A 24,438-nucleotide genomic window follows, 5' to 3' on the forward strand; every position below is an offset into this window, starting at 1 on the left:
CAGCACTGAAACAGCTATAATCGTTAGCTATTCTAAATAGTCAAAAGCAAACGCATTGCGATTTGTGAGGAGAGCGATGAACATACTTGGAATCTCGGCGTACTATCACGACAGCGCCGCAGCCTTAATTCGCGACGGAGAAATTATAGCAGCAGCGCAGGAAGAAAGATTTTCCCGCAAAAAGCATGACGCCAGATTCCCTAAGAATGCGATCGCTTATTGCTTGAAAGAAGCGCAAATAGATTTGCGGGAAGTCGATCACATAGTCTTTTACGACAAACCTTTAGTCAAATTCGAGCGCCTTCTCGAAACCTATTTAGCCTACGCACCCCAAGGTTTTCGCTCTTTCCTAGCCGCCATGCCGATATGGCTCAAAGAAAAGCTTTACCTCAAAACCATGCTCAAAAGAGATTTGGCAGCAATAGCAAACTGCAAAACGAATAAACTGCCATCTCTGCTATTTACCGAACACCACCAATCCCACGCAGCATCGGCATTTTTCCCCAGCCCCTTTCAAAAAGCAGCCGTTTTGTGCCTCGACGGCGTGGGCGAGTGGGCAACAACCTCGGTTTGGTTGGGAGACGGGAACCAACTGACACCTCAGTGGGAAATCGATTTTCCCCACTCCTTGGGTTTGCTTTATTCAGCTTTCACCTATTACACCGGCTTCAAAGTTAACTCTGGTGAATACAAACTCATGGGTTTAGCTCCTTATGGCGAGCCCAAGTATGTAGACAAAATTCTCAACTATTTAATCGACCTCAAAGATGACGGAACTTTTCGTTTGAACATGGATTATTTCAACTATACAGTTGGCTTAACCATGACAAACAAGAAGTTTGACGAACTGTTTGAAGGGCCGCCGCGTCAAGCTGAAGGAAAATTGACTCAACGAGAAATGGACATTGCAGCTTCCATTCAAGTTGTTACCGAAGAAGTTGTTTTGCGGCTGTGCAGAACAGTTAAAAAAGAATTGGATGTCGATTATCTTTGTATGGCCGGCGGCGTTGCTCTCAACTGTGTTGCTAACGGGAGACTGTTGCGGGAAGGTATTTTCAAAGATATTTGGATTCAGCCGGCGGCGGGAGATGCTGGCGGTGCTTTGGGCGCGGCTTTGGCGATTTGGTATCAGTATTGCGAACAAACTCGCACTGTCAGCGCCAACTCCACAGCAAATAGTATAGAATCCCTCAAAACTGAACTTATCACTACAAACGCAGCGGTTGAGGAGAGGACTGAAGTTCTCACTGCCAACCAAGCGGTGGCAACTGTGGCGAAGTCGGTTGCTCATTTAACTTGTCACGATCAAATGCGGGGCTCTTATTTGGGGCCCAGGTTTACTGACGCAGAAATTCTCGAATATTTGGATGCTGTCAAAGCTAGCTATCACCGATTGGACGATGCCGAATTAATGCCGCAGTTGGCGGAAATTTTGGAACAGGGAAATGTGGTGGGATGGTTCCAAGGGCGGATGGAATTTGGGCCGCGGGCTCTGGGCGGTCGATCGATCATTGGCGATCCCCGCAGTGCTAAAATGCAGTCCGTGATGAACCTGAAAATTAAATATCGGGAATCATTTCGACCTTTTGCGCCGTCAATCTTAGCCGAACGAGTTGCGGATTATTTCGAGATTGACCATTCTAGCCCTTATATGCTATTAGTAGCACCTGTCAAGTCCAGTCTCCGTATTCCGATGACTCCCGAACAAGAGCAGTTGTTTGGCATTGAAAAGCTCAACATTCCGCGCTCGGAGATTCCGGCTGTCACCCACGTCGATTACTCGGCTCGCATTCAAACTGTTCACAAAGAAACCAATCCTCGCTACTATGACTTAATCAGCCATTTTGAAAAGCGATCGGGCTGTTCTATTGTGGTAAATACTTCTTTCAACGTCCGAGGCGAACCCATTGTTTGCACTCCAGAGGATGCTTACCGCTGTTTCATGCGAACCGAAATGGACTATCTGGTTTTGGAAAATTACTTGCTTCCCAAGTCCGAACAAATTCCTTGGAAACAAGATGATGCTTGGAAAAATGAATTTGAACTAGATTAGTCATTAGTTATTAGTTATTAGTTATTTGTTGGAACGAATAACTAATAACTAATTCCCAATTCCCCATTCCCAATTCCCAATTCCCCATTTCTAATGAGCGACGAAATTAAAAAACTCGACAAAAAAGGCTTGCGCGATTTCGGGCTGCTAATTGGTGGCTTGATTGCAGTTATCTTCGGTTTAGCAGTACCTTTACTGCGGCGGCATTCTCTACCTTGGCTGCCCTGGGCAATCGGCGCAGTCCTAATCGTGCTAGGATTGGTTGCGCCAAAATCGCTGAATCCCGTTTATCACGCATGGATGCGCTTTGGACTGCTCCTCCACAAAATCCAAACGCCGATCGTCCTAGGGATAGTTTTTTACCTGATAGTTTGGCCGATGGGAGTTCTCAAAAACATTTTCGGCGAAGATGCAATGCGGCGCAAACTCAATCCGAAAATGGATACTTACCGCATCCCAAGTAAAGCAAGAACAAAAGTTAGTATGGAGCGTCCTTTTTAAGTGTTTGAAGCAACTTTAGATTTTCTCAAAGATTTGTGGGCGTTTATGAGAGAACGCCAAAAGTATTGGCTGTTGCCGTTAATTGTGACTTTAGTCTTTTTAGGAGCTTTGATTGTATTGAGTCAGGGTTCTGTGATTGCTCCATTTATTTACACGCTGTTTTGAAATAATGAGCAAGTTGAAAAATTTGGGTGTCAATTTGGGTTTGACACTCGGCGGTTTATTGATGGGGGTGGTAATTGGTGAAGTTGGGTTGCGAGTTGCTAGAGTTGAGGGCTATCAAAAAATAGGAGATTTCGTAGAGTCGGCGCCAACTCGTTTCCACACTTCCGATCCGAATTTGGGCTGGAAGCTGAAACCGGGCGCGTCAGGGGAGTGGAATGGGGAAGGTGCGAGTTTTGTGCAGGTGAATAGCGAGGGTTTGCGCGATCGTGAACACACAAAAGCAAAACCTCCAAATACTTTGCGCGTTGCGGTTTTGGGCGATTCTTTCACCGAAGCAATTCACGTACCTGTCGAACAAACTTTCTGGTCGAAATTGGAACGAAAGTTAGGCAACTGCGAAGCTGTTAAGGGACGCAAAAATGTTGAGGTCATGAATTTCGGGGTGCAGGGCTACGGTACTGCTCAACAATTGATAATGCTGCGAAAAAAAGTGTGGGATTACAGTCCTGATATTGTAATTCTTGCTTTTTTTATTGGCAATGATATAATTAACAACTCGCCGAAATTGGAATACGATCGCTATCGACCATTTTTTGCTTATGATGCTAGCGGCAAGTTAGTACCGGATATGTCTTTCCGCAATCTGGCGCCGATTGACCGCAACGAAAGAGCAGTTTCCTTCGTAGACCGGATGCCTAGTTTCCTCGTAAAAAATTCGCGCATTTTGCAGGTTATTAAAAAAGTAGACTTAGAAAGGAAAAAGCGCGAGTTATCTGAGGATTTTACCACTTTAAGTACCCAAAACCTCAAGGAACCTCCGAATGCAGCTTGGCAAGAGGCTTGGAGGGTGACAGAGGGTTTGATTGTGACGATGCGGAATGAAGTTGTGCAGAAAAATGCTGATTTCTGGGTTGTGACGATCGGCGATCCGATGCAAGTTAGGCCCGATGCCGAGAGGCGAAAAAATTTTATGAGAAAGAACAACATTCAGGATTTGTTTTATCCCGATACGCGGCTGGAAAAGTTGGGCGCGCGCGAGGGTTTTCGGGTACTGAATTTATCCGAACAGATCCAAGGTTACACTGAAAAATATCAAGTTTGCGCCCACGGTTTTGATAATTCTGTACCCTGTGGGGGTCACTGGAATGAACTCGGACACCGGCTGGCTAGTATCCTGATTAACCGAAATTTGTGCGAAAATTTGAAGCAGTCTCAAGTCCCCAAAAAACAACCGTAAGCAGTCAAATTTCATGAAAGATTCAACGGCGCTGAAAAAAAGCCAAAATATATTAATTCTAATCGCAGTTAATTTGGTGATCGCCTTTATTTGTCTGGAAGCTTTATCGCTAGCTTTTTATTTTATAAACCAAAAGCAGTTTTTTTATACCAGAACTAAAGTCAAAGAAAAAGTAGTAGAAGATATTGAAAGGATCGGCATTAGACTTGATGAATCTATCGTAGAAAGACTGCACCCACTTTTTGGCTATGTACTCAAACAAGGTGCCTTCACCAATGAAAAATTAAAGTTAAAAGTCAATAAACACGGCTTTTTCTCTCTCTACGAATATCCGTTTATTAAAACAAATAAAAATCAAGTTATTATCGGAATTTTTGGGGGTTCAGTTGCGAATAATTTTGCAGTGGATGAATACGTAGATCGCAGATTGTCTAACAAATTGAAGGCTTATCCAGAATTTGCGAACAAGGAAATTATTGTTTTAAATTTTGGGAATGGCGGCTACAAACAGCCCCAACAATTATTGGTTTTAAATTACTTTTTGGCCTTGGGTCAACAATTAGATTTAGTCATCAATATAGACGGTTTTAACGAAGTAGCACTGTCAAATTTAAACAACAAAGCCCAAGTAGAAATAGGAATGCCCAGCGTTCAGCACATACAGCCTCTGACGGGTTTAGCCAACAACAACTTGTCACCGGAAGCGATGAGTTCGATCGTTAAAATTAACGAAAACAAAAAACAATTGAAAGCAGGTATTGACAAATTGCAAACTTGTCAACTTGCTTTGTGTCACGCTGTCACCTCGCTACAGGTGAAACAATTAGTCAACAATTACCAGCAAGCAGTTGTCAAGTACGATCGACAAGTCAAACAATCTAACCCAGACACGGCAAATAGCGGTATAGTATACATTCCCAAAGCTGACTTTGTTTTGCAGGATGCCGCTGCTTTTGACAAAATGGCATCGATTTGGTATGAATCGTCGATCGGCATGAATCAAATTTTATCAAGTAGAAAGATTAAGTATTTTCACTTTATCCAGCCCAACCAGTATTATCCCACTAAGCGAGTGTTTACCGCCAAGGAAAACGAAATCGCGATCGACCAGAAGAGTCCTTACATTGAAGGTGTGAAAAAAGGTTATCCAGTATTGTTGTCCAAAGTCGATGATTTGCAAAAAGCTGGGGTTAATGTGTTTAGCGCAGTGAATATTTTAGACAATACAAAAGAGACGGTTTACAAAGATGCCTGCTGCCACTATAATTCAGTCGGAGAGGAAGTATTGGCAAACTATGTTTCTAGTTCCATTATTAAAGTAGTAAGAGAGTCGAAATAGAGGTTTATGAAAGATTTAAAATTCCTCAAAAAAGGACAAGAATTTATCAAGATTGCTTTTATTAATTTAGTGATGTTACTGTTTTTTCTAGAACTTGGCTCTTTGGCATGGTATTTTGTCAAGCACAAGCAATTTTTCTATACGAGAGAAAAAACGCAAGATAAGTCGGCTTTAGGAATTAATTTAGAAGGAGTGCGGCTGAATCAGTCTATTGTTGAAAGGTTTCATCCTTTTTTAGGATTTATCCAACAACCTGGCCCCGATTTTCGCCCTGGTTTTAAGGTTAACAACTACGGATTTATCTCTCCTTACGATTACCCTTTGAAGAAAACAAAGAAAAATCAATTTATTATCGGAGTTTTTGGCGGTTCTGTGGCTTCTAATTATGGAGTATTTGAAGTTCAAAACAAAATTTTACCTCAATACCTCAAGCAGATTCCGGGTTTGAAGGATAAAGAATTTGTAATTTTGTCTTTTGCTACCGGAGGCTACAAACAACCCCAGCAATTATTAATTCTAAACTATTTTTTGGCTTTAGGGCAAGAACTGGATCTGGTCGTCAATATAGATGGTTTTAATGAAGTAGCACTTTCTAACTTAAACAATAAAAATCAAGTCGATTTGGCGATGCCAAGCATTCAGCATATTTTGCCGCTGACTAACTTGGCGAATAATAGCCTTTCTACAAAAGCGATGAAAGCAACTATCAGAATCCAAGAAAATAAAGCTAGGATTAGTCAGGGTTTGGAACGTTTGCAACACTGCTATTTAGCTGCGTGCGATGCTTTGACTTCTGTTTACGTTCAAAATCTAGTTAATAACTATAAAACCGATGTCATTAAGTTTGAAAAAGAACGGACTAAACAAAAAAAAGATGACAGTGGCAGCGTTATTTATATCAATACTAATAAGTCAGTTTTACAGGATTCAGTAGCTTTTCAAGAAATGGCATTGAATTGGGCGAAAAGTTCAATTTTTATGCACAAAGTTCTGTCTGCTAGTAATGTGCCTTATTTTCATGTTCTTCAGCCTAATCAATATTATCAGACGAAAAGGGTGTTTGGTGACGCCGAAAAGCAGATTGCTTTTAACAAGGATACTCCTTATGCTAAAGCTGTGCAAATTGGATATCCGGCTCTTTTCAAAAAGTGGCCTAATTTGGAAAAAAATAATATCAATCTAGTGAATGCTGTCAATGTTTTTGACAAGACTAAAGATGCTGTTTATGTAGATAGCTGCTGCCACTACAATCAAGCTGGAGAAGTAGTTTTTAGCAATTATGTGGGCCGTTCTATTCTGGAATCTTTGCGGAAAGATCAGCCTAGGAGCAAAAAGAATTAGGTCTGAAATACCCGCTGAATGGTTGATGTAAGGTGCGCCTAGCGCACCTTACCACTGAGTTCAAATTTTAGGTTTTTGGTTCGGTTCTAGCTCGATCGCCCGCTGAGTCGATCGGCATTACCAATATCTTATCAACTCGGTTCCCGTCCATATCGACTACTTCCACGCGCAAACCGTTCCACTCAAAATGCTCGGCTGCTGTGGGAATTTTGCCCAAATTGGTAATTACAAAACCGCCCATTGTGTGGTAACTTCCTTTGTGTTCTGCTGACAATTCTTCGATTCCAAACAGCTCAAAAAAATCTTCGACTGCTAGCATTCCGTCTAACAGCCAAGAACCATCTTCGCGCTGCACAGCTTCCGGTTCGTCAGCATCTTCTATTGAAGGAAAATCACCAACAAGTTCGACTAAAATGTCGTTAACTGTAACCAATCCTTGAATGACGCCGTATTCGTCTACTACCAAGGCAATTTGATTGCTAGATTGTTTGAAAAGTTCTAATACTTTTAAACCCCGCGTGCTTTCCGGTACAAATAACGGTCGTCGTAAAGAAGCGCTTAAATCTAGGGGTTGACCAGTTAAAGTCCGAGAAAGCATATCAGTAACGTGTACTAAACCGACAACGTTGTCGAGCCCTCCCTGACACACGGGAAACCGAGAGTGACCACTGCCGAGCATTTTTTGGCGGTTTTCTTCCACGGAGTCGTCGAGGTCGAGCCAGGTAAGATCGGGACGCGGGGTCATTAACGCGCTGACTCGCCGATCGCCCAAACGAAACACTCTTTCCACCATATCTTGTTCGGCTTCTTCAAAGGTTCCGGCTTCGGTGCCTTGCTCGATCAAAACTTTAATTTCCTCTTCTGTAACTTGCGGTTCTGTCGAGGGCGATATCCTCATCAGTCGCATCACTAAGTCAGTGGAATGACTTAACAAATAAACCGCAGGAGCGCCAATTTTTGAGAGCATTCGCATGGGAATTGCTACGCTTGAGGCGATCGGCTCCGGGTTGTTGAGCGCCAGCCGCTTCGGCACAAGTTCGCCGATAATTAGGGTTAGATAAGTGATGGTTAAAACTGCTACTACTGAGGCGATCGTCTGAGAATAGGGCGCGAGGGCAGGAATCAGCCGCAACAAAGGCTCTACTCTTCTAGAAATCGTCGTTTCTCCGAAAGCGCCCGACAGAATGGCCAGCATCGTAATCCCGATTTGAACTGTCGGCAAGAACTGATTGGGGGCATTAGCCAGATCCAAGGCTACGCGGGCATTGGCTGAACCTTGGTTGGCCATCTGTTGCAGTCTCACCTTCCGTACAGAGATGATGGCCATCTCTGACATCACAAACAAGCCATTGAGGAAAATTAGCAGGAGAACAATCAGAATATCGGTACTTGGGGACATTTCTAAAATTTTCGGTAGTAACGGCGAAGCGCTCTGCCCGGTTAAAGGAGAGGTCTGGAAGCTGCTAATCTCGATCGCAAAATCGAAATTTTTTCTAAACCTGTCACTAGATTAACGGAACTGGCTCAATCGCGATCGCAGGATCGACATATTAAAGCAGAAATCTATCTCCAGTTAAGTTCCCAGGCGTCAACAGCAGAGCGGCACAATCATGGATGTTTGTCGTACAATCTCCTTAACAGGCAAAGGGAAAGAGCCTTCGCCGATCAGGGATTAAAATTAAAAGCGCATGACTTTCTCTTCAATAATTCGTACCCTCGGGCGATCGCCCCTAGCCACAGAACTCCTCAACAAGCTCAAGCGCCATCGCTGCTTGCAACTGTCCGGCATAGCTCGCTTGCCCAAAGGTTTAGTAGCTTCCGCCCTCGCACAGCAAGAAGGGCGGAGTTTACTGGTAGTGACGGCAACTCTAGAAGAAGCCGGTCGTTGGGTGGCAGGGCTGGAGGCGATGGGCTGGCAAACCGTACATTTTTACCCGACTTCGGAGGCTTCGCCCTACGAGCTATCTTACTCCGACGAGAATGAAATGACGTGGGGGCAAATGCAGGTGCTGGCGGATTTGGTGGATAAGGAAGAAAAAACCGCCAATCAGTCGAAGCCAATCGCGATTGTAGCTACCGAAAGATCTCTCCAGTCTCACTTGCCGCCACCTGATGCTTTTGAACCCTACTGTCTGACGCTGAAGCGAGGTGCGGTTCAAGACTCGAAGATACTCGATCGCCAACTCGTTTCGATGGGGTACGATCGGGTGGCTCTGGTGGAAATGGAGGGTCAATGGAGCCGTCGGGGTGATATTGTCGATGTATTTCCGGTGGCGGCTGAGTTGCCGGTGCGGCTGGAGTGGTTTGGGGATGATTTGGAGCAAATTCGGGAGTTCGATCCGTCTTCCCAGCGATCACTCGATAAGGTCGATCGCTTAGTTTTAACTCCTACTAATTTTAACGCAATTATTAAAGCAGTTTTAGCAGAAAAAAATATTGACGAAATTAACCAACTAGGCTCTGTAGACACAGAAAATGAAGCCGAAAAATTTGTCCGCAGGCTGTTGGGCTTAGCTTTCGAGAAACCTGCATCTTTGTTAGATTATTTGCCAGAAAATACTTTAGTTGTAGTTGACGAACCGCAAGGGTGCGAAGGTCACAGCGACCGCTGGTTTGAGAATGCACAGGAACAGTGGAATAGTTGTAATCGCGAATCGGAAGTTGCTGGTGAGGGAACAGAAAAGTTGCCAATTGCTAACTTGAAAGTTCCGAAAATTCACCGCACTTTTGCAGAATCTATGGCAGATGCCGCAGCTTTCGACAGGCTAGAACTTTCAGAATTAGCAGAAGATTCTACTACTAAAAAAATTCAAAACTCTGCGGAGGGCGACCAGCTACCATCTGCGATTAATTTGGCTTCTCGGCCTGTGCCGGTGATGCCTCACCAATTTGCAAAGCTGTCTCAAATGCTCAGGGAAGAGCGCGATCGAGGTTTTACCATTTTTCTGGTTTCTGCTCAACCGAGTCGATCGGTTTCTCTGCTTTCGGAACACGACTGTCCGGCTCAGTTTGTGGTAAATCCGCGCGATTTTTTGGCGATCGACAAGTTGCAATTGCAGCACGTTCCGGTTGCTTTGAAGTACAGCGGGCTGGCAGAATTGGAAGGTTTTATTCTGCCGACTTTTCGGATTGTTTTAATTACCGATCGGGAATTTTACGGTCAGCATTCTCTCGCTACTTTTAGCTACGTCCGCAAGCGCCGCCGCGCTGCCTCTAAGCAAGTAGACCCGAATAAATTAAGCCCTGGTGATTATGTGGTTCACCGCCAGCACGGAGTGGGTAAATTTATCAAGTTGGAACGTTTGACGATAGATCGGGAAACTCGCGAATATTTATTGATTCAATACGCTGACGGTACTCTGAGGGTGGCGGCAGATCAATTGGGGGCTTTGTCGAGGTTTCGGACTGTAGGCGATAAAGTACCGGATTTAAACAAGCTGACAGGCCAAACTTGGGAAAAAACTAAAACAAAGGTTCGCAAAGCTGTTAAAAAATTGGCAGTGGATTTGCTGAATCTTTATGCTAAAAGAGCTAAACAAACAGGTTACGCTTTTCCTCCTGATATGCCTTGGCAACAAGAATTAGAGGATTCTTTTCCTTACCAGCCAACCCCGGATCAGTTAAAGGCAACTCAGGATGTGAAACGCGACATGGAGGGCGATCGACCGATGGATCGCTTGGTCTGCGGCGATGTCGGTTTTGGCAAGACAGAAGTGGCTCTGAGAGCGATTTTTAAGGCGGTCACGGCGGGCAAGCAGGTGGCTTTGCTCGCGCCGACAACGATTTTGACCCAACAGCACTATCACACGCTCTCGGAGCGTTTTTCCCCTTATCCGATCGAAGTTGGTTTGCTCAATCGCTTTCGCACTGAAACCGAGCGCCGGGAGATTCACAAGCGTTTGGCGACTGGGGAATTAGATGTGATTGTCGGTACTCAAGCTGTTTTGAGCAAAGCGATTAAATTTCGGGATTTGGGCTTGTTGGTGGTGGATGAAGAACAGCGGTTTGGAGTTAAGCAAAAGGAAGCGATTAAAGCTCTCAAAACAGAGGTAGATGTTCTGACTTTGACAGCAACGCCGATTCCCCGGACTTTGTATATGTCGCTGTCGGGGATTCGCGAGATGAGTTTGATTTCGACTCCGCCTCCTAGCAGACGCCCGATTCAGACGCATTTGGCTCCCTATAACCCGGAAGTGGTGCGATCGGCAATTCGTCAAGAATTGGACAGGGGCGGTCAGGTTTTTTACGTGGTGCCCCGGATTGAGGGGATTGATGAGTTGGCCGCTCAGTTGCAGGAGATGGTTCCGTCTGCCAGAATTGCGCTCGCCCACGGTCAAATGGAGGCTTCGGAACTAGAATCAATCATGCTGACTTTCAGCGCGGCGGAGTTTGATATTTTGGTGTGCACGACGATTATTGAGTCGGGTTTGGATATTCCGCGAGTCAATACCATTTTAATTGAAGACGCGCAGAAGTTTGGTTTGGGTCAGCTTTACCAGTTGCGGGGACGGGTGGGACGCGCGGGGATTCAAGCTCATGCTTGGCTGTTTTATCCCAAGCAGAACAAGCTGTCTGATGCTGCAAGGCAGAGGCTGCGGGCAATTCAAGAGTTCGCGCAGTTGGGTTCAGGCTATCAGTTGGCTGTCCGAGATATGGAAATTCGCGGTTCGGGTGATGTTTTGGGTACTGAACAATCTGGTCAAATGGAGGCGATCGGTTTTGATTTGTATGCAGAAATGTTAGAGGAGGCTATTCGGGAAATAAAGGGTCAGGAAATTCCGAAAGTGGAGGACGCGCAAATTGACCTCACTTTGACGGCGTTTATTCCTGCCGATTACATCGCAGATTTGGATCAAAAGATGAGCGCTTACCGGTCTGTGGCTTCTGCTAATACTCCTGAAGAATTACAGCAGATTCAGGCTGATTGGTGCGATCGTTATGGGCCAATTCCTCTTCCAGCCCAGCAACTTATCCGTGTGGTCGAACTAAAACAAATTGCTAAAAAAATCGGTTTTTCTCGGATTAAACCGGAGAATAAGCAGAACATAGTTTTGGAAACTGCGATGGAAGAGCCTGCTTGGAATTTGCTCAAGGCTAATTTGCCGGAACATTTGCGATCTCGTTTTGTCTACAGCAAGGGGAAGGTTACTATTCGAGGTATGGCGGTTTTGACGGCCCAAAAGCAATTGGATAATTTGATTGATTGGCTGGGTAAAATGCAGGGCGCTTTGCCGGAAGCAAATGTTTGATTTTAATATATAATCCCCAAATCTCGCGCACCGCCGAAACCACAGAATAATACCGATGGAACCATAAAAAATATTACTGCTGTTTTCATGATGGTTTTAGCGACAGAAAGGATTAAAATCGTGAAAAAGTTAGTGAGTATTTTTTTGGCGATCGCGCTAGTGCAAGGAGTCCCCATGGCGGTTCAATCTCAACAAATAATTGACCCGATCGATCGGGTTGTGAGTGCAGGATTGATGAATAAAGATGCTAGTGGTAATTTTAATGCTGAGGGCCTTGTAAGTCGCGCCGATTTGGCGATGATTTTAGTGAAAACTTTTGGTTTGGAACGGCGGAAAACTGCTCAGAAACCGGATAGGGAAGTGCCGGACGTACCGAAGAGTTACTGGGCTTACAGTGCGGTTCAAACTGCTTTGAAAACGGGAACGATGAGTGGATATCGCGACGGAATGTTTTTCCCAAATCAAAGGGTGACTCGCGCTGAAGCTTTGGCGATTTTTGCTCAAGCTTACGGGGTTTTTCAGTTTCCCGATCCCAGCATTTCCGAGATTTTAGCTAAGTATCCAGATGCAGGCGAAATTCCTAGTTGGGCTAGAAAGTCTATAGCTACTGCACTTTATGAAGGGTTTGTTAATGTTGATATCGCAACTAATAAGATTAATCCTTTGAAACCGATGACTCGTGGGGATATCGCTTACGCTTTGAGCAAGTATTTGGAGCGGCAGGTAAGACCGAGTTCTTTGCCTGTCCCGGACGAGGAGCCTCCCGATCGCGGCGTGGGAAGGTGATAGTGTTGAGTTGTGATATCAAATCCGGTAGCATCGGAATTATTCCTCTCTGTATTCTCTCCCTCTGCGTTCTCTGCGCCCTCTGCGGTTAAATCATTCCGATACAACCGGAAACTATATGAGTTAAAAAGTCGATCGCCCGCAATTGAAACATCATGCAAAATCCCGGAGATTTGGTGACTGTAAAAGCAGCCATCAAACCCCCAGGATTTAAGTTTTTCCTCTTAAACGAGGCTCAAATTATCCCCAGTGAGCTTTAACTTAATCAGCAGTAGCCAATTCGGTACTGCCACCACCGCGCTTCCGCGTCAGGGTATTGAAAAGCATCTGACCAACTGCTTTAATCAAATTGCCTTCTAACTCCATGAACATCTTCATGTTCATGCCAAAAGCTGCATTAGCTTCGTCAACAATTCGCTCTGCTGTTGCTTCGTCAATCGGCAGTTCATTCATTGCCTGACGGTAGTTAGCCTTGAATTCTTTTTCATCAGGAATATCCTGGAATTCATAGAAAGCAGTGCCTTCTCCCTCGGAAAGATTCATCCCGCGCTGGGCAATTCCCTTCAGGATTTGTCCGCCAGATAAATCGCCAAGGTAGCGAGTGTAAGAGTGAGCTACTAACAGTTCCGGTGCCGTCGCCGAAATTTCGTGAATGCGCTGCACATAAGCTTTAGCTGCGGCTGACGGAGCTACTTGTTCGCGCCAATTCGCACCGTAGTAGTAAAATAAATCTTGCTCTAAGCTTTGTTTGCGATTCAACTCAGAAAAGTAAATTTTTGAAACAACCGGATGCTGCTTTTGGCGTTCCATTTCCTCTTCGATTGCCGAGTAGACAAAGTAGAGGTTTCCTACTAACTTCCGGTAAGAAGTTTTTTCTACAACGCCTTTTAAAAAACACTTGACAAAACCGACGTTTTCTGCCATTGTGTGGGACTTTTTGGTTCCCTCACGCAATTTGGTCGCTAAATTGATGCTCATGCTATACTGTCCAACCTTCTATTTTTGTGGTAGCTGATGGATGCGCCAAAAATCTAAAATTTACCTAAGCATTTACCTTAGATCGATTTGATGAGAGATTGTATTAATTTTTATAACAAAATCTACCTACCTCAAACAGCAGAAACCCTTGTGCCTCGGAAGGCACAAGGGTTCAAACTGCTGAAAAAGTTTAGTCGTTAGTCGTTCCTCATCGACAGTTAGCTAATGATTAATTTAGATGTCCAAGTCGAGGAGGTTGAGTTTGGGGCCGTAGGTTTCAATGAATTCGCGGCGAGGGGCGACACGATCGCCCATTAAGATCGTAAAGATGCGATCGGCCTCAGCAGCGTCTTCAATCTCCACCCGTTTCAGCGTCCGAGTTTCTGGGTTCATCGTCGTATCCCACAACTGTGTCGGCATCATTTCACCCAAACCTTTGAACCGCTGAATGGTGTAATTAGCATTCGCCGGAAATTCATTGCGGATGAGATTGTTCATTTCGCGATCGCTGTAACAGTAGTAATGATTGCGTCCGCGTTCCACTTTATAGAGAGGAGGACAAGCAATATAGATGTAACCTTGGTCTACAAGTGCGCGCTGATAGCGGTAGAAGAAAGTCAGCAACAGCGTGCGGATGTGAGCACCATCTACGTCAGCGTCAGTCATAATTACGATGTGGTGATACCGCAATTGACCCGGATCGAATTCTTCGCCTTTGATGCCCAAACCCAGGGCTGTAATTAACGATTGAATTTCGTTATTTTTGTAGATTTTGGCGTCGTCGGTTTTCTCAATGTTGAGAATTTTACCGCGCAAAGGCAGGATTGCTTGGAATTGGCGATCGCGCCCTTGTTTTGCCGATCCGCCTGCAGAATCCCCCTCCACCAGGTATATCTCAGACAGGGCAGGGTCTCTGGAACTACAGTCCGCCAATTTTCCAGGCAAAGGAGATGATTCTAAGACAGATTTTCGGCGCACTAAATCGCGGGCACGGCGGGCGGCTTCAGCGGCCTTAAATGCCTGAATTGCTTTTTCCAAAATAGCGTCAGCTACTTGGGGGCGAAACTCCAAATATTCTGTTAATACTTCGCCTACCAAGGAATCAACAATTCCCCGAACTTCTGTATTTCCCAACTTAGTTTTAGTTTGACCTTCAAATTCCGGGTCTGGAACTTTGACCGAAATTACTGCTGTCAAACCTTCGCGCACGTTTTCGCCGGCGAGGTTGGGCTCATTTTCTTTAATTTTGTTGCGCTTGCGGGCGATCGAATTCATCGTCCGCGTCAAAACAGCCTTCAAACCTTCTAAGTGCGTGCCACCGTCGATCGTCCGAATGTTGTTAGCAAAACCTAGAACGTTGTCGCTAAAAGCATCAACGCACCACTGCAAAGCCACTTCTATCTGCACGTTGTTGCGTTCTCCTTGCACGTAGATCACTTCTTCGTGCAGAGGCTGCTTTTCGCGGTTCATGTAGGCGATATATTCCTTGATTCCGCCCTCATAACAGTATGTTTCGACGCGAGGTTCGCTACTTTTAAGCAGTTCCAAACGGTGGTCGCTAAACGTAATTCTCACGCCCGCATTCAAGTAACCCAATTCTCGCAAGCGCCCGGCGAGTATAGTGTAATCAAATTCAATGCCAGTGCTAAATATTTGAGTATCTGGCAAGAAAGAAACTGAAGTGCCGGTGCGAGTACCTTTGTTGGGCTTGGCAGTAAGTTCAGTAACTGGATTGCCTCTTTCGTAGCGCTGTAAATGTTCTTTTTGGTCGCGCCAAACTGTCACTTCTACCCACTCGGACAGCGCGTTAACAACAGAAATACCTACACCGTGCAATCCTCCAGAAACCTTGTAGCCACCACCGCCAAATTTACCCCCGGCGTGAAGTACAGTCATTACTGTTTCTATTCCTGATTTGCCAGTCTTGGCAACGATGCCGGTGGGAATGCCCCGGCCGTCGTCTGTCACGGTAACGGAACCGTCGGCGTTGATGTCAATCTCGATGTGAGTGCAGTGGCCAGCCAGCGCCTCATCTATGGAATTGTCCACAACCTCGTAAACTAGATGGTGGAGTCCTCGCGGCCCGGTGGTACCGATGTACATCCCCGGTCGTTTACGGACTGCTTCGAGACCTTCGAGAACTTGAATCTGGTCGGCGCTGTAGCTGCTGGTCATACAAAAATAGCTCCAATAATGAGGCCTAAAGCCCCGAAAGCTTCTAAAATGGGAAAACTCCTAAAATTATAGCACAAAACCGTTAAAGGCGATGCTAGGGCTTTCTGAAGGGAAATTTATTGGGGGGACGGAGGGGAATAGTTTTGAGATTGCTGGAGGACTGCCCTGGTTGATCGCCGTGAATCAGTGTAGGGAGAGAGGGGAAAGCATGGAGAGGAGAGGATTTGAGAGTTTTTATAGGGAAATGTGCGACACCTTATGCCTAAATTAATTACGATTTGCGGGGCGACGGCGACGGGGAAGTCGGGAGTGGCTTTGGCTTTGGCTTCGCGACTGCAATCCTCGATCCTGAGTGCGGACTCGCGTCAAGTGTACCGCGAATTTGACATCGGAACCGCAAAACCGACGGCGGTCGATCGTACTTGTGTACCGCATCACTTAATTGACATCTGCGAGCCGACAGAAACTCTGACACTAGCAGATTACCAGCAACAAGCTCAAAATTTAATTGCTGCTGTCGATTTTCCTGTTTCTCCCCCCCTGTTGTTGGTTGGAGGGACGGGCTTATATATTAAATCGATCGTGCGCGGTTTAAAAATTCCGAGGGTAGCACCGATGCCCGAATTGCGATCGCAACTTGCAGAACTCGGACAATCTCAATGTTACGCGATGTTGCAGCAGGTCGATCGGTCTGCGGCTGAGAAAATTCACCTCAATGACCCAGTAAGAACTTTAAGAGCACTGGAAGTATTTTATGTCACCGGTCGCCCTATTTCGGAACAGCAGGGCGAAAATCCTCCCAATTATCCTATTTTACAAATTGGGTTGGATTGCGCGATCGATGTTTTGGTCGATCGGATCGCACAGCGCACAGAACAAATGCTAGAACGCGGTTGGATTGCTGAAGTAGAATATTTGTGTAAAAAATACGGCTGCGACTTGCCACTGTTGAACACGCTGGGCTATCAGGAAATGAAACAATATTTGGCGGGCGACATTAAGCTTGAAGAAGCCAAAGAATTAACAATTTTGCACACGCGGCAATTTGCGAAGAGACAGCGGACTTGGTTTCGAGCTTATCCTGAAATTGAATGGTTTGATGTTAGCGCACCGGATTTATTGGAGCGAGTTTGGCAGAGAGTGCAGGAGTTTATCAGTTAATTTTATATCGAGATTAAAGATTTTTTAACCGCAGATGAACGCTAATTAACGCTGATGTAATAATTTAAATTTATTTGCTAGTTTTTAAGCTACAGTAATTCTGATTTTTGCGTTAACTTTGACTCGGTAAGATTTCTCTAATTCTTTCCCGAAACAAACGCACAGCCGCACGCTGTCCGATTGTTCTGCTTTGTTCGATGAAACCTGGAATTTCGGCAACTGGTAAAAATGGAAAAGCTAAACTGTGAGCGCACATTTCATATTTTCCCTCCCGAAGCTGATAAACTTGCAGAGATTCCCGCCGATACCTCCACAGTTCGGGAACACCAAGAGCAGCATATATGGAATCTTTATTAACTGAAGAATTCGTGTAATCCGACTCTATTGCTAAATCAGGCGGCGGGTCATTTGGCAAATTGATATTTCTGCCTCTAACTAAAGATTCATTTTGAATATAGAAACAGGAATCAGGTTCTACAGCACGAGTTAAATCTTCTCGTTCAAGAGTCAGCGAACCAAGACTCCTAAGTTCAATTTCCAGCTCATCTACAATGGCTTCCACAAAGCTTTCTATAAGTCGTTTGGGTTCTTCGTGTTCTTCCAGCGGCATCCTGATTTCTAATACTCCTTCATCGTAAGCAATTCTCCAAGCTCTATCGTCCCCAACATCTGCCAGCAATGCTTTAAAAGTTGACCAACTGACACCTTTTAAAACAACTCGGTTTTCTGCTGGGGTAGTTTGCTGCTCGATGGGAGTTGATGTTGTTGTTACCATTTAACAATTCCTTGGTAGCTTCATCAATTTTTATTATAGAGGATAATAGGAGGTTTTTTTTCTCGTTCCCAGGCTCTGCCTTTTTCTCGTTCCCAGGCAGAGCCTGGGAATGCCTGAATCCGAGGCTCTGCCTCGCGGTAATAAGGAGGCAGAGCCTCCGGATCTGCGTTCCTAGGCAGAGCCTAGAAACGAGGGGAATTACATCTCGTGTAGTTAATTAACTGTACAAACCCGCCACATATTCGCCGTAACCGTTATAGGGCAAAGTTGGGCGAGTTTCCCACGACCAACTGTTACCGGGACCGACTATCCGTTCACTGGCCTGCGACCATCTGGGGTGCGGCTTGTCGGGTTCGACATTTGCTTCAAAAGCGTATTCGTTGGGGCCAATTGTATTCCAAAAAGTGGCGGGCTGTTGTTCGACAAATTCAATTTTTACGATCGACTTTGCGCCCTTAAAACCGTATTTCCAAGGAATCACTTGCCGCAGAGGCGCACCATTTTGCTTAGGTAGCCTTCGGCCATACAAGCCTGTGGCAAAAAATGCTAAATCGTTCGCCATTTCTTCAATTCGCAGACCTTCGGTATAAGGCCAAGGATAAAATTGCGACATTAAACCGGGACCGGGAGTAATTTTGGGGTCGTAAAATGAGGTGAAGCGAACGAATTTAGCCTTCGATTGCGGTTCGACATCGGCCATCAGTAATTTCATGGGAAATCCGACCCAAGGAACTACCATCGCCCACGCTTCTACGCAGCGAAATCGATAAACTCGTTCTTCGATTGGAAATTTTTTGTAGAGGTCGTCAATATCATAAGTGCGGGGATTTTTTACTAAACCGCTTACTTCTACTTTCCAGTTTTCTGTTGGCAAAGCTTGAGCGGCTTGCCAAATAGATTTTGTGCCGCCGTATTCGTAAAAATTGTTGTATTTTGTAGCTAAGCCTTCGTCCGTAATTGCTCGATCAACTTTTGCAAAGGCGGGATTCCGGCTCAATTCCGAATAGGCTTGGGTTGAGCTTTGATCCAGAGCAGTTTTTGAGCTAGCATTGCTTTGGCAGCCGGTCAGCGGCAGCAGCGAAGCAGTCACGCCGGCGCCAATTAAATTTGTCATGAAGCGGCGGCGGTTGATAAAGGCTGTTTCTGAGGTAATTTGTGGGTTGAGAATTTCCCAAGACTTGGGTACACGAATTAAGGGCATAAGTAATAGTTAAAAGTTAGTAGTTAGTTGGGATAATTTTGCCTAATTTTTAATCGGTTAGTCGATTTGAGGTGGGAAATGGGAAATTTTAGATTCACTCCATAGAACAAAGAATCGCCGATATTTGGCAAGGTCTCGCGATTGCTTAGGTGCGATCGCTCTGAAAGTATTCGCAATGACAGTATAACGTAATTCGGTAACAGCAAATCCCGCCGATCGCTCGAATGAGCTCGGTACGATCAACCTATTAAACCTCGCTCGCAGGAAAGTCAGCAATAATTTACGCGCGATCGACGGCAGCAATTGTGGCGAAAATCTGGGAAACAATTATGATCAAGCAAAGATTCCAATTATTTAATTTGTCCACAGGAAGCGGCACGCACCGCCCCGCTTTCCTCCCCCACCAGCAATAATGTCGGACGGGGGTCTCCAGCGGAAAGACAAATGAGTTACTGCACCAATCCCCATTGCCAGAATCCCCAAAATCTCGATCGCGCGACAATCTGCAAAAGTTGCGAGTCGAACTTGTTGCTAAAAGGCCGCTACCGAGTCTTTCATACCCTCGGTCAAAGTCTCACTTGCCGCACCTTCTTAGCAGTCGATGAAGACCAACCTTCGCAACCCCGCTGCGTCATTCAACAGTTCTGCGCGCCCGCGGCCGTCGCCGACGGTCGCACACAGCAAAACCGGACATTTCGCGGCTCAGCCTCAGTTCTCGACGAGTTGGGGAAACATCCACAAATACCGAAATTGCTGGCATCTTTTGAACTCGAAGGCTGCCAGTATTTAGTGCAAGAATACATCGAAGGCCGTAATTTAGCCGATCGGCTTTCAGAAAAAGGTGTTGTTAAAGAAATTCAAATTTGGTATCTGCTGAGCGAATTGTTGCCAGTCCTGCAATTTGTTCACGAACATCAACTGATTCACCGAGATATCAAACCGTCGAATATTATTCACCGCAAAACTCCCCAAGCATCCCCAGCTTTGGCAGGGAAAGAGGATTTACATTCCGTGGCCCAAGAAAGTGCCTCTGGGCTAGTTTTAGTCGATTTCGGCGCGGCAATTCCGGCTAATAGCGGGCCTCTCAAAACAGAAACGGTCACAGGTTCTGCGGAATACGCGGCCCCGGAACAAATTAAAGGTCAAGCGATTAAGAGCAGCGACATCTACAGTTTGGGCGTCACTTGCATTCACTTGTTAACGGGAATGTCGCCCTTTGATTTGTTTGACATCAAAGCCGAAAGTTGGACCTGGAGACATTATTTGAAAGTACCAGTTTCGGCGCGACTCGGCCGCATTCTGGATAAAATGGTGCAGCGAGAACCATCAAAACGCTATCGCTCGATCGAGGCAATTCTCACAGACATGAAATACGGCCCGGCACCGGTAGACGTGATTCTCAGCAAACCCAAGTGGACTTTGGCCATGTGGGGAGCAAGTACGGTTGCCCTGCTGTCCGTATTGCTGGGTGTTCGCTTGCCCTCTCCTGCACCGCAGGCTTTCACTTCTGGTGAGCCTGTTTCTAGCATTCCCGAAATTCGGTTCAATCCGCCCCCGATGCAGGATTTTAACGGTGAGGCATCGCAGTCGCGGCCAGCAGTGCGGACTCTGGCGGATCAAGACAAAAACCCGGTTTGGGCGGTAGCAGTTGCTCCCCAAGGCCGCGTGATCGTCAGCGGGAATAACGACGGCACAATTCACCTGCTGCACAAGCGTCACGGCAAGCTGCTCAAGGTTTTAGCAGGACATTTGGGGCCGGTGTGGTCGGTGGCCGTCAGTCCTGACGGCAGGAAGATCGCCAGCGGTGGCGTTGACGGTACGATTAAATTGTGGAATTTCTATTCGGGCAAGTTAATTCAGACTTTGGACGGACACCAAAACGGCGTGTTCTCGGTGGTTTTCAGTCCCGACGGCCAGACCCTGGCCAGTGTCGGTAAGGACAAAACTTTGAAGTTGTGGCAAGTAGAAGGCGGCGCCGAGTTGGAAACTCTCAACCGGGTGTTTGACGAGGTGCAGTCGGTGGCTTTCAGTGCCGATCGAGAAACTTTGGCGATCGGCAGCAGCGACGGTAAGATCAGCCTGTGGAACTGGCAGACTGGGGAATTGAAAGAAACTCTTTGGGGTCATTCCGAGGCGGTTTGGTCTTTGGCCATCAGCCCGGACGGTCAAACTCTCGCCAGCGGCAGTTGGGACAAGACGGTGAAGTTGTGGGATATCAGCACAAATAATCAGTCCCAGCAACCCAGCGGTTCTCTGCTGCGGACTTTGATCGGCCATTCCGACAAGGTTAAGTCCTTGGCTTTCACTCCCGACGGAGACAAACTCGCCAGCGCCGATTTGAGCGGGACTATCAAGCTGTGGCGGATGAGTTCCGGCGAAATGGCGGGCACCCTGAAGGGTCATTCTACCTGGGTGGATTTGGCTTTTAATCCTCAAGACAAAACTCTGATCAGTGGCAGTTTTGACGACACGATTAAGGTGTGGCGACTGTCTCCTTAATTTGTTCGATTGTCCGCGCGATCGAAGTATAAGAGTCTCCAACCACAATCAAAGATTTTGGTTGGAGATTCTTATACTAGGCGATTAAAATCGCTGGTATACAAACGAAGTCCCCTTCAAGCGGACTAAAGTATATATTTAGGCAGTCCCGCCGTTAACGCAAATATTTTGTCCGATAATCCACCGGGCTTGGTCGCTGCACAAAAAAGCCGTTACATCGGCAATATCTTCAACTTTTCCGAGTCTTCCCAAAGCAGTTATTTGGGTAAATCTTTGTATTTGTTCGACGGTTTTGCCGACAGTGAAGAGTTCTGTATCCGTGGGACCCGGAGAAATTACATTGACTGTATTTTGGCGATATCCCAATTCCTTAGCTAGCGATCGAGTTAGCTGTTCGACCGCGCCTTTTGTCGCCACGTAAACCCCGTAAGTTGGCAGTAGCATCGCCGTTGTCGAACTGGAAAAATTGACAATTCTTCCTCCGTCTGCCATCCGTTTAGCAGCTTCTTGACAAGCAAAAAACGTGCCTTTGACGTTAATTGCAAAAAGATTATCAAACTCTGCTTCGGTAACTTCCGCTACAGGTTTGTAAAGAATTACTCCTGCATTATTGACTAAAATATCGACTTGTGAATATGTTTCCTGAGTGCGATCGAACAAATCGCGAATTTCTGCGGTTTTGCTGACATCGGCTTGCACGGCTAATGCTTTTCCGCCTGCTGCTTCAATCGCTGACACAACATCTTTAGCCTGCTGTGCACCTCTGGCGTAGTTGATGAAAACTGATGCGCCTTCTTGAGATAATCGCAGGGCGATCGCGCGTCCAATTCCTCGCGATGCACCAGTCACAATTGCCACTTTTCCTGCTAGTGATGCCATGACATTTTCTCTGCAATTAGCGTGGATGCTGGTTCAGAATAATCATACTATTTTTTTCCGCATTCCGGTACAGAAACAAATTTAAAATCTCAAATAGCCATAATTTTTCTAGAAATCGCGGTTGCTAACTAACACTTGTGGTAAAGTAGTGTCGGCTGTTAAAGTAAAATCTATGAGCGTAAATTTCGAGTTAGCAGAGCAGTATTTGTCCGCAGGCGACAGCCTCCAGAAATCAGGAAAACTTGAGGAGGCGATGGCTCAATATCAAAAAATCTTAGCCATTCAAGCGGATAGTCCGATCGCACTCAACAAGATAGCAGAAATTTATTATACGCAACAGAAATATGTAGAGGCGATCGCATCCTGTTACCAAGCACTTCGCCAGCAACCCAATTTCGCCGCCACCTACAAAACTCTAGGCAATATCCTGCAAGCCCAAGGCAAAATAGACGCGGCAATTCGCGCCTACTCCAAGGCGATCGAAGTTGACCCTAATTTTGTCGAAGCCTATGTTAACTTGGGCAGTATGTTTTACAAACAAGGTCAGCTTGATGACGCCATAACTTACTATCAAAAATCTATTGTTATTCAACCAGATTTAGCCGTCGCTTATTGGAATTTAGGCAAAAGTTTGGAAAAGCAAGGTCGAATCAATGAAGGTTTATTTTATCAAAAAAAAGCTCTAAATTTACAGCCGGAGTTAGAAGGTAGAAGCAATTCAGTAAAAAATCACACTTACTGAAGAGGAATGTTATAGTCAAAATAATTCAATTATTAACGATGCAAGCTGGATCAACATGGAAATTAGCCAGAATCCGCTCGAATTCCTAACGGCTAAAGTACAAGAAACTGTTGCTGATACCCAAAACTTAGCCAACCAAATTGCTGCAAAAGTTGAGGAAAATGCAACTGTATTAACGGCGTGGGTACAATCAGCGCCAAGTTCAATGGTTAGTGCTGGGGCGATCGCCACTCAAGAAGCTTTTAAAATAGCACACAACATCCGTTTTGAGAACCTGCCAACTAATCTGCAAATCAAATTTGCGAGGGCTGGTATGCGTGACGGCATCAGAAATGTTCAAGAAGCAGCAAAAGTATTTGAATCCATACCCGCCCAAATTCGTGTCCAAGGCCCAGAAGCAATTCGCAACTTCTGTCAAGATAAAGATTGGAGTCACATCCAAGCGCACGTCAATGGAGGCGGAAGCGAAGCTGCTAACGGGATTTTTGAACATTTTTGGGTGAATCGTGCTCGCGGTGGTGTAGACATGACTGCCGCAGAATTAGCTGTCGCTAAGCAAGTTTTAGCGGATGCAGCGTTTAAAGCAGCAGTTGCCGAAATCGTTGGGGCTGCAATGAAAGGGGCGATCGCCGCAGCAGTAATTGAGTTAATATTTTCGATATTAGAAAATTCGTTATTGTGCGTTGAAGGCAAAATTACGCAGTCAGAGTTAGTCGAACAAGTCGCCACCGCCACCGCCAAAGCTGGCATTGCTGGCGGTGTTATTACTGGCATTCTGTTAACACTGTGCATGATATTTCCCCCCATTGCCGCCCTTTTAGGTGCCGCAGCGATTCCCTTGGCGGTTGCAGGTATTGGCTTTATGGGAATTCGCGCCTGGGAAATCTTTTGTCACGGCGATCGACTATTTGGTATTACTGAACAAACACAAAAATTTCTGGGAATGACTGAAGCGAAAACATAGTAAAACTTTAAGTTTCATTAAATACCCGACTTCTTGAAGAAGTCGAGCATCTAGGTATTCTAAATGATTGAGAAACGTAAATAGTATGGATTCAGTAGAAAAAACTCAAGATCAGCAGCATCCGCAATACAAACGCGATCGAGCCAGTGTCGATACTTTATTAGCAGGAGAAGCAACCGACTACAATTTATCGGAATTAGCAAGATTAATAATTCGCTACCGAGGCTTTCCCGGCGCTAGAGATATTCAATCGGACTTAAAAAAAGTCTTGCAAAAATGGAATTATACCGAAGAAAGTCTTTACGAACAAACCCGTAAAATTCACGCCACAGGTGAAGTTTACAGGAAACAAAAAAGCGATCAAGAAGATTGGGTCTAATCTCAAATCTGCCA

The 24,438-nt window shown here is 45.6% G+C and carries 19 protein-coding genes; 13 read left to right on the plus strand and 6 right to left on the minus strand.

Going from position 1 to position 24,438, the window contains the following annotated elements; translation table 11 throughout:
• Positions 1 to 76 precede the first annotated feature (76 nt).
• The 6 genes from QUA25_RS14885 to QUA25_RS14910 all read left to right on the plus strand — a co-directional run bounded on the left by QUA25_RS14885 (position 77) and on the right by QUA25_RS14910 (position 6,636).
• Positions 77 to 2,053, plus strand: a complete 1,977-nt coding sequence (locus QUA25_RS14885) for a carbamoyltransferase (protein ID WP_333039067.1) — start codon at positions 77 to 79, stop codon at positions 2,051 to 2,053.
• Positions 2,054 to 2,146: 93 nt separating this feature from the next.
• On the plus strand, positions 2,147 to 2,554 hold the full coding sequence (locus QUA25_RS14890) for an SxtJ family membrane protein (protein WP_333039068.1): 408 nt from the start codon (positions 2,147 to 2,149) through the stop codon (positions 2,552 to 2,554).
• The gene (locus QUA25_RS14895) at positions 2,555 to 2,719 is read left to right on the plus strand and encodes a DUF5989 family protein (RefSeq protein WP_333039069.1); all 165 of its coding nucleotides are present in this window, start codon (positions 2,555 to 2,557) and stop codon (positions 2,717 to 2,719) included.
• A gap of 4 nt (positions 2,720 to 2,723) precedes the next feature.
• Entirely contained in the window at positions 2,724 to 3,956 is a 1,233-nt protein-coding gene (locus tag QUA25_RS14900; RefSeq protein WP_333039070.1) for an SGNH/GDSL hydrolase family protein, read from the plus strand.
• 13 nt (positions 3,957 to 3,969) lie between these two features.
• Positions 3,970 to 5,295: a hypothetical protein gene (locus QUA25_RS14905; protein ID WP_333039071.1), complete on the plus strand. Its 1,326-nt coding sequence runs from the start codon at positions 3,970 to 3,972 to the stop codon at positions 5,293 to 5,295.
• A 6-nt stretch (positions 5,296 to 5,301) separates the two neighbouring features.
• Positions 5,302 to 6,636 carry a hypothetical protein gene (locus QUA25_RS14910; protein WP_333039072.1) on the plus strand — a complete coding sequence of 445 codons (1,335 nt, stop codon included), beginning with the start codon at positions 5,302 to 5,304 and terminating at the stop codon, positions 6,634 to 6,636.
• A gap of 67 nt (positions 6,637 to 6,703) precedes the next feature.
• Here the strand turns inward: QUA25_RS14910 and QUA25_RS14915 are convergent, their stop codons facing one another.
• A complete protein-coding gene (locus tag QUA25_RS14915; protein WP_333039074.1) occupies positions 6,704 to 8,035 on the minus strand; it encodes a hemolysin family protein in 1,332 nt (443 codons plus the stop codon).
• A gap of 289 nt (positions 8,036 to 8,324) precedes the next feature.
• Here QUA25_RS14915 and mfd point away from each other — a divergent pair, with 289 nt between their 5' ends.
• Both mfd and QUA25_RS14925 read left to right on the plus strand, forming a co-directional pair.
• Positions 8,325 to 11,885 (plus strand): transcription-repair coupling factor, encoded by a 3,561-nt coding sequence (gene mfd, locus QUA25_RS14920; RefSeq protein WP_333039076.1) that lies wholly within the window; start codon positions 8,325 to 8,327, stop codon positions 11,883 to 11,885.
• A 120-nt stretch (positions 11,886 to 12,005) separates the two neighbouring features.
• Positions 12,006 to 12,671 carry an S-layer homology domain-containing protein gene (locus tag QUA25_RS14925; RefSeq protein WP_333039077.1) on the plus strand — a complete coding sequence of 222 codons (666 nt, stop codon included), beginning with the start codon at positions 12,006 to 12,008 and terminating at the stop codon, positions 12,669 to 12,671.
• A 261-nt stretch (positions 12,672 to 12,932) separates the two neighbouring features.
• On the opposite strand, the gene QUA25_RS14930 is transcribed toward QUA25_RS14925, so the two are convergent.
• On the minus strand, positions 12,933 to 13,649 hold the full coding sequence (locus QUA25_RS14930) for a heme oxygenase (biliverdin-producing) (protein ID WP_333039079.1): 717 nt from the start codon (positions 13,647 to 13,649) through the stop codon (positions 12,933 to 12,935).
• Positions 13,650 to 13,883: 234 nt separating this feature from the next.
• A complete protein-coding gene (gene gyrB, locus QUA25_RS14935; protein ID WP_333039081.1) occupies positions 13,884 to 15,824 on the minus strand; it encodes a DNA topoisomerase (ATP-hydrolyzing) subunit B in 1,941 nt (646 codons plus the stop codon).
• A gap of 258 nt (positions 15,825 to 16,082) precedes the next feature.
• Here gyrB and miaA point away from each other — a divergent pair, with 258 nt between their 5' ends.
• Complete coding sequence (gene miaA / locus QUA25_RS14940; protein WP_333039084.1) at positions 16,083 to 16,985, plus strand: tRNA (adenosine(37)-N6)-dimethylallyltransferase MiaA; 903 nt, start codon at positions 16,083 to 16,085, stop codon at positions 16,983 to 16,985.
• A 112-nt stretch (positions 16,986 to 17,097) separates the two neighbouring features.
• Here the strand turns inward: miaA and QUA25_RS14945 are convergent, their stop codons facing one another.
• Both QUA25_RS14945 and msrP read right to left on the minus strand, forming a co-directional pair.
• Positions 17,098 to 17,760 carry a Uma2 family endonuclease gene (locus tag QUA25_RS14945; protein ID WP_333039086.1) on the minus strand — a complete coding sequence of 221 codons (663 nt, stop codon included), beginning with the start codon at positions 17,758 to 17,760 and terminating at the stop codon, positions 17,098 to 17,100.
• Positions 17,761 to 17,977: 217 nt separating this feature from the next.
• Positions 17,978 to 18,961 (minus strand): protein-methionine-sulfoxide reductase catalytic subunit MsrP, encoded by a 984-nt coding sequence (gene msrP, locus QUA25_RS14950; protein ID WP_333039089.1) that lies wholly within the window; start codon positions 18,959 to 18,961, stop codon positions 17,978 to 17,980.
• A 444-nt stretch (positions 18,962 to 19,405) separates the two neighbouring features.
• Here msrP and QUA25_RS14955 point away from each other — a divergent pair, with 444 nt between their 5' ends.
• Entirely contained in the window at positions 19,406 to 21,460 is a 2,055-nt protein-coding gene (locus QUA25_RS14955) for a serine/threonine-protein kinase (protein ID WP_333039090.1), read from the plus strand.
• 138 nt (positions 21,461 to 21,598) lie between these two features.
• On the opposite strand, the gene QUA25_RS14960 is transcribed toward QUA25_RS14955, so the two are convergent.
• Complete coding sequence (locus QUA25_RS14960) at positions 21,599 to 22,339, minus strand: SDR family oxidoreductase (RefSeq protein ID WP_333039092.1); 741 nt, start codon at positions 22,337 to 22,339, stop codon at positions 21,599 to 21,601.
• Positions 22,340 to 22,511: 172 nt separating this feature from the next.
• Between QUA25_RS14960 and QUA25_RS14965 the strand changes: the two genes are divergently transcribed.
• The 3 genes from QUA25_RS14965 to QUA25_RS14975 all read left to right on the plus strand — a co-directional run bounded on the left by QUA25_RS14965 (position 22,512) and on the right by QUA25_RS14975 (position 24,424).
• Positions 22,512 to 23,081, plus strand: a complete 570-nt coding sequence (locus QUA25_RS14965) for a tetratricopeptide repeat protein (protein WP_333039096.1) — start codon at positions 22,512 to 22,514, stop codon at positions 23,079 to 23,081.
• A 55-nt stretch (positions 23,082 to 23,136) separates the two neighbouring features.
• Positions 23,137 to 24,045: a hypothetical protein gene (locus QUA25_RS14970; protein WP_333039099.1), complete on the plus strand. Its 909-nt coding sequence runs from the start codon at positions 23,137 to 23,139 to the stop codon at positions 24,043 to 24,045.
• A gap of 85 nt (positions 24,046 to 24,130) precedes the next feature.
• On the plus strand, positions 24,131 to 24,424 hold the full coding sequence (locus tag QUA25_RS14975) for a DUF3288 family protein (RefSeq protein WP_333039100.1): 294 nt from the start codon (positions 24,131 to 24,133) through the stop codon (positions 24,422 to 24,424).
• Positions 24,425 to 24,438 lie beyond the last annotated feature (14 nt).

This window comes from Microcoleus sp. Pol17C6 (genome assembly GCF_036701145.1).
Taxonomy (GTDB): domain Bacteria; phylum Cyanobacteriota; class Cyanobacteriia; order Cyanobacteriales; family Microcoleaceae; genus Microcoleus.

What these genes read in the sequence shown, in the direction of transcription:
- QUA25_RS14945 (WP_333039086.1), bottom strand. Translation starts at nt 17,760, where the DNA reads ATGGTAACAACAACATCAACTCCCATCGAGCAGCAAACTACCCCAGCA.
- QUA25_RS14885 (WP_333039067.1), top strand. Translation starts at nt 77, where the DNA reads ATGAACATACTTGGAATCTCGGCGTACTATCACGACAGCGCCGCAGCC.
- QUA25_RS14975 (WP_333039100.1), top strand. Translation starts at nt 24,131, where the DNA reads ATGGATTCAGTAGAAAAAACTCAAGATCAGCAGCATCCGCAATACAAA.
- QUA25_RS14915 (WP_333039074.1), bottom strand. Translation starts at nt 8,035, where the DNA reads ATGTCCCCAAGTACCGATATTCTGATTGTTCTCCTGCTAATTTTCCTC.
- QUA25_RS14910 (WP_333039072.1), top strand. Translation starts at nt 5,302, where the DNA reads ATGAAAGATTTAAAATTCCTCAAAAAAGGACAAGAATTTATCAAGATT.
- QUA25_RS14965 (WP_333039096.1), top strand. Translation starts at nt 22,512, where the DNA reads ATGAGCGTAAATTTCGAGTTAGCAGAGCAGTATTTGTCCGCAGGCGAC.
- QUA25_RS14890 (WP_333039068.1), top strand. Translation starts at nt 2,147, where the DNA reads ATGAGCGACGAAATTAAAAAACTCGACAAAAAAGGCTTGCGCGATTTC.
- msrP (WP_333039089.1), bottom strand. Translation starts at nt 18,961, where the DNA reads ATGCCCTTAATTCGTGTACCCAAGTCTTGGGAAATTCTCAACCCACAA.
- QUA25_RS14905 (WP_333039071.1), top strand. Translation starts at nt 3,970, where the DNA reads ATGAAAGATTCAACGGCGCTGAAAAAAAGCCAAAATATATTAATTCTA.
- miaA (WP_333039084.1), top strand. Translation starts at nt 16,083, where the DNA reads ATGCCTAAATTAATTACGATTTGCGGGGCGACGGCGACGGGGAAGTCG.
- QUA25_RS14960 (WP_333039092.1), bottom strand. Translation starts at nt 22,339, where the DNA reads ATGGCATCACTAGCAGGAAAAGTGGCAATTGTGACTGGTGCATCGCGA.
- QUA25_RS14930 (WP_333039079.1), bottom strand. Translation starts at nt 13,649, where the DNA reads ATGAGCATCAATTTAGCGACCAAATTGCGTGAGGGAACCAAAAAGTCC.
- QUA25_RS14955 (WP_333039090.1), top strand. Translation starts at nt 19,406, where the DNA reads ATGAGTTACTGCACCAATCCCCATTGCCAGAATCCCCAAAATCTCGAT.
- gyrB (WP_333039081.1), bottom strand. Translation starts at nt 15,824, where the DNA reads ATGACCAGCAGCTACAGCGCCGACCAGATTCAAGTTCTCGAAGGTCTC.
- mfd (WP_333039076.1), top strand. Translation starts at nt 8,325, where the DNA reads ATGACTTTCTCTTCAATAATTCGTACCCTCGGGCGATCGCCCCTAGCC.
- QUA25_RS14970 (WP_333039099.1), top strand. Translation starts at nt 23,137, where the DNA reads ATGGAAATTAGCCAGAATCCGCTCGAATTCCTAACGGCTAAAGTACAA.
- QUA25_RS14900 (WP_333039070.1), top strand. Translation starts at nt 2,724, where the DNA reads ATGAGCAAGTTGAAAAATTTGGGTGTCAATTTGGGTTTGACACTCGGC.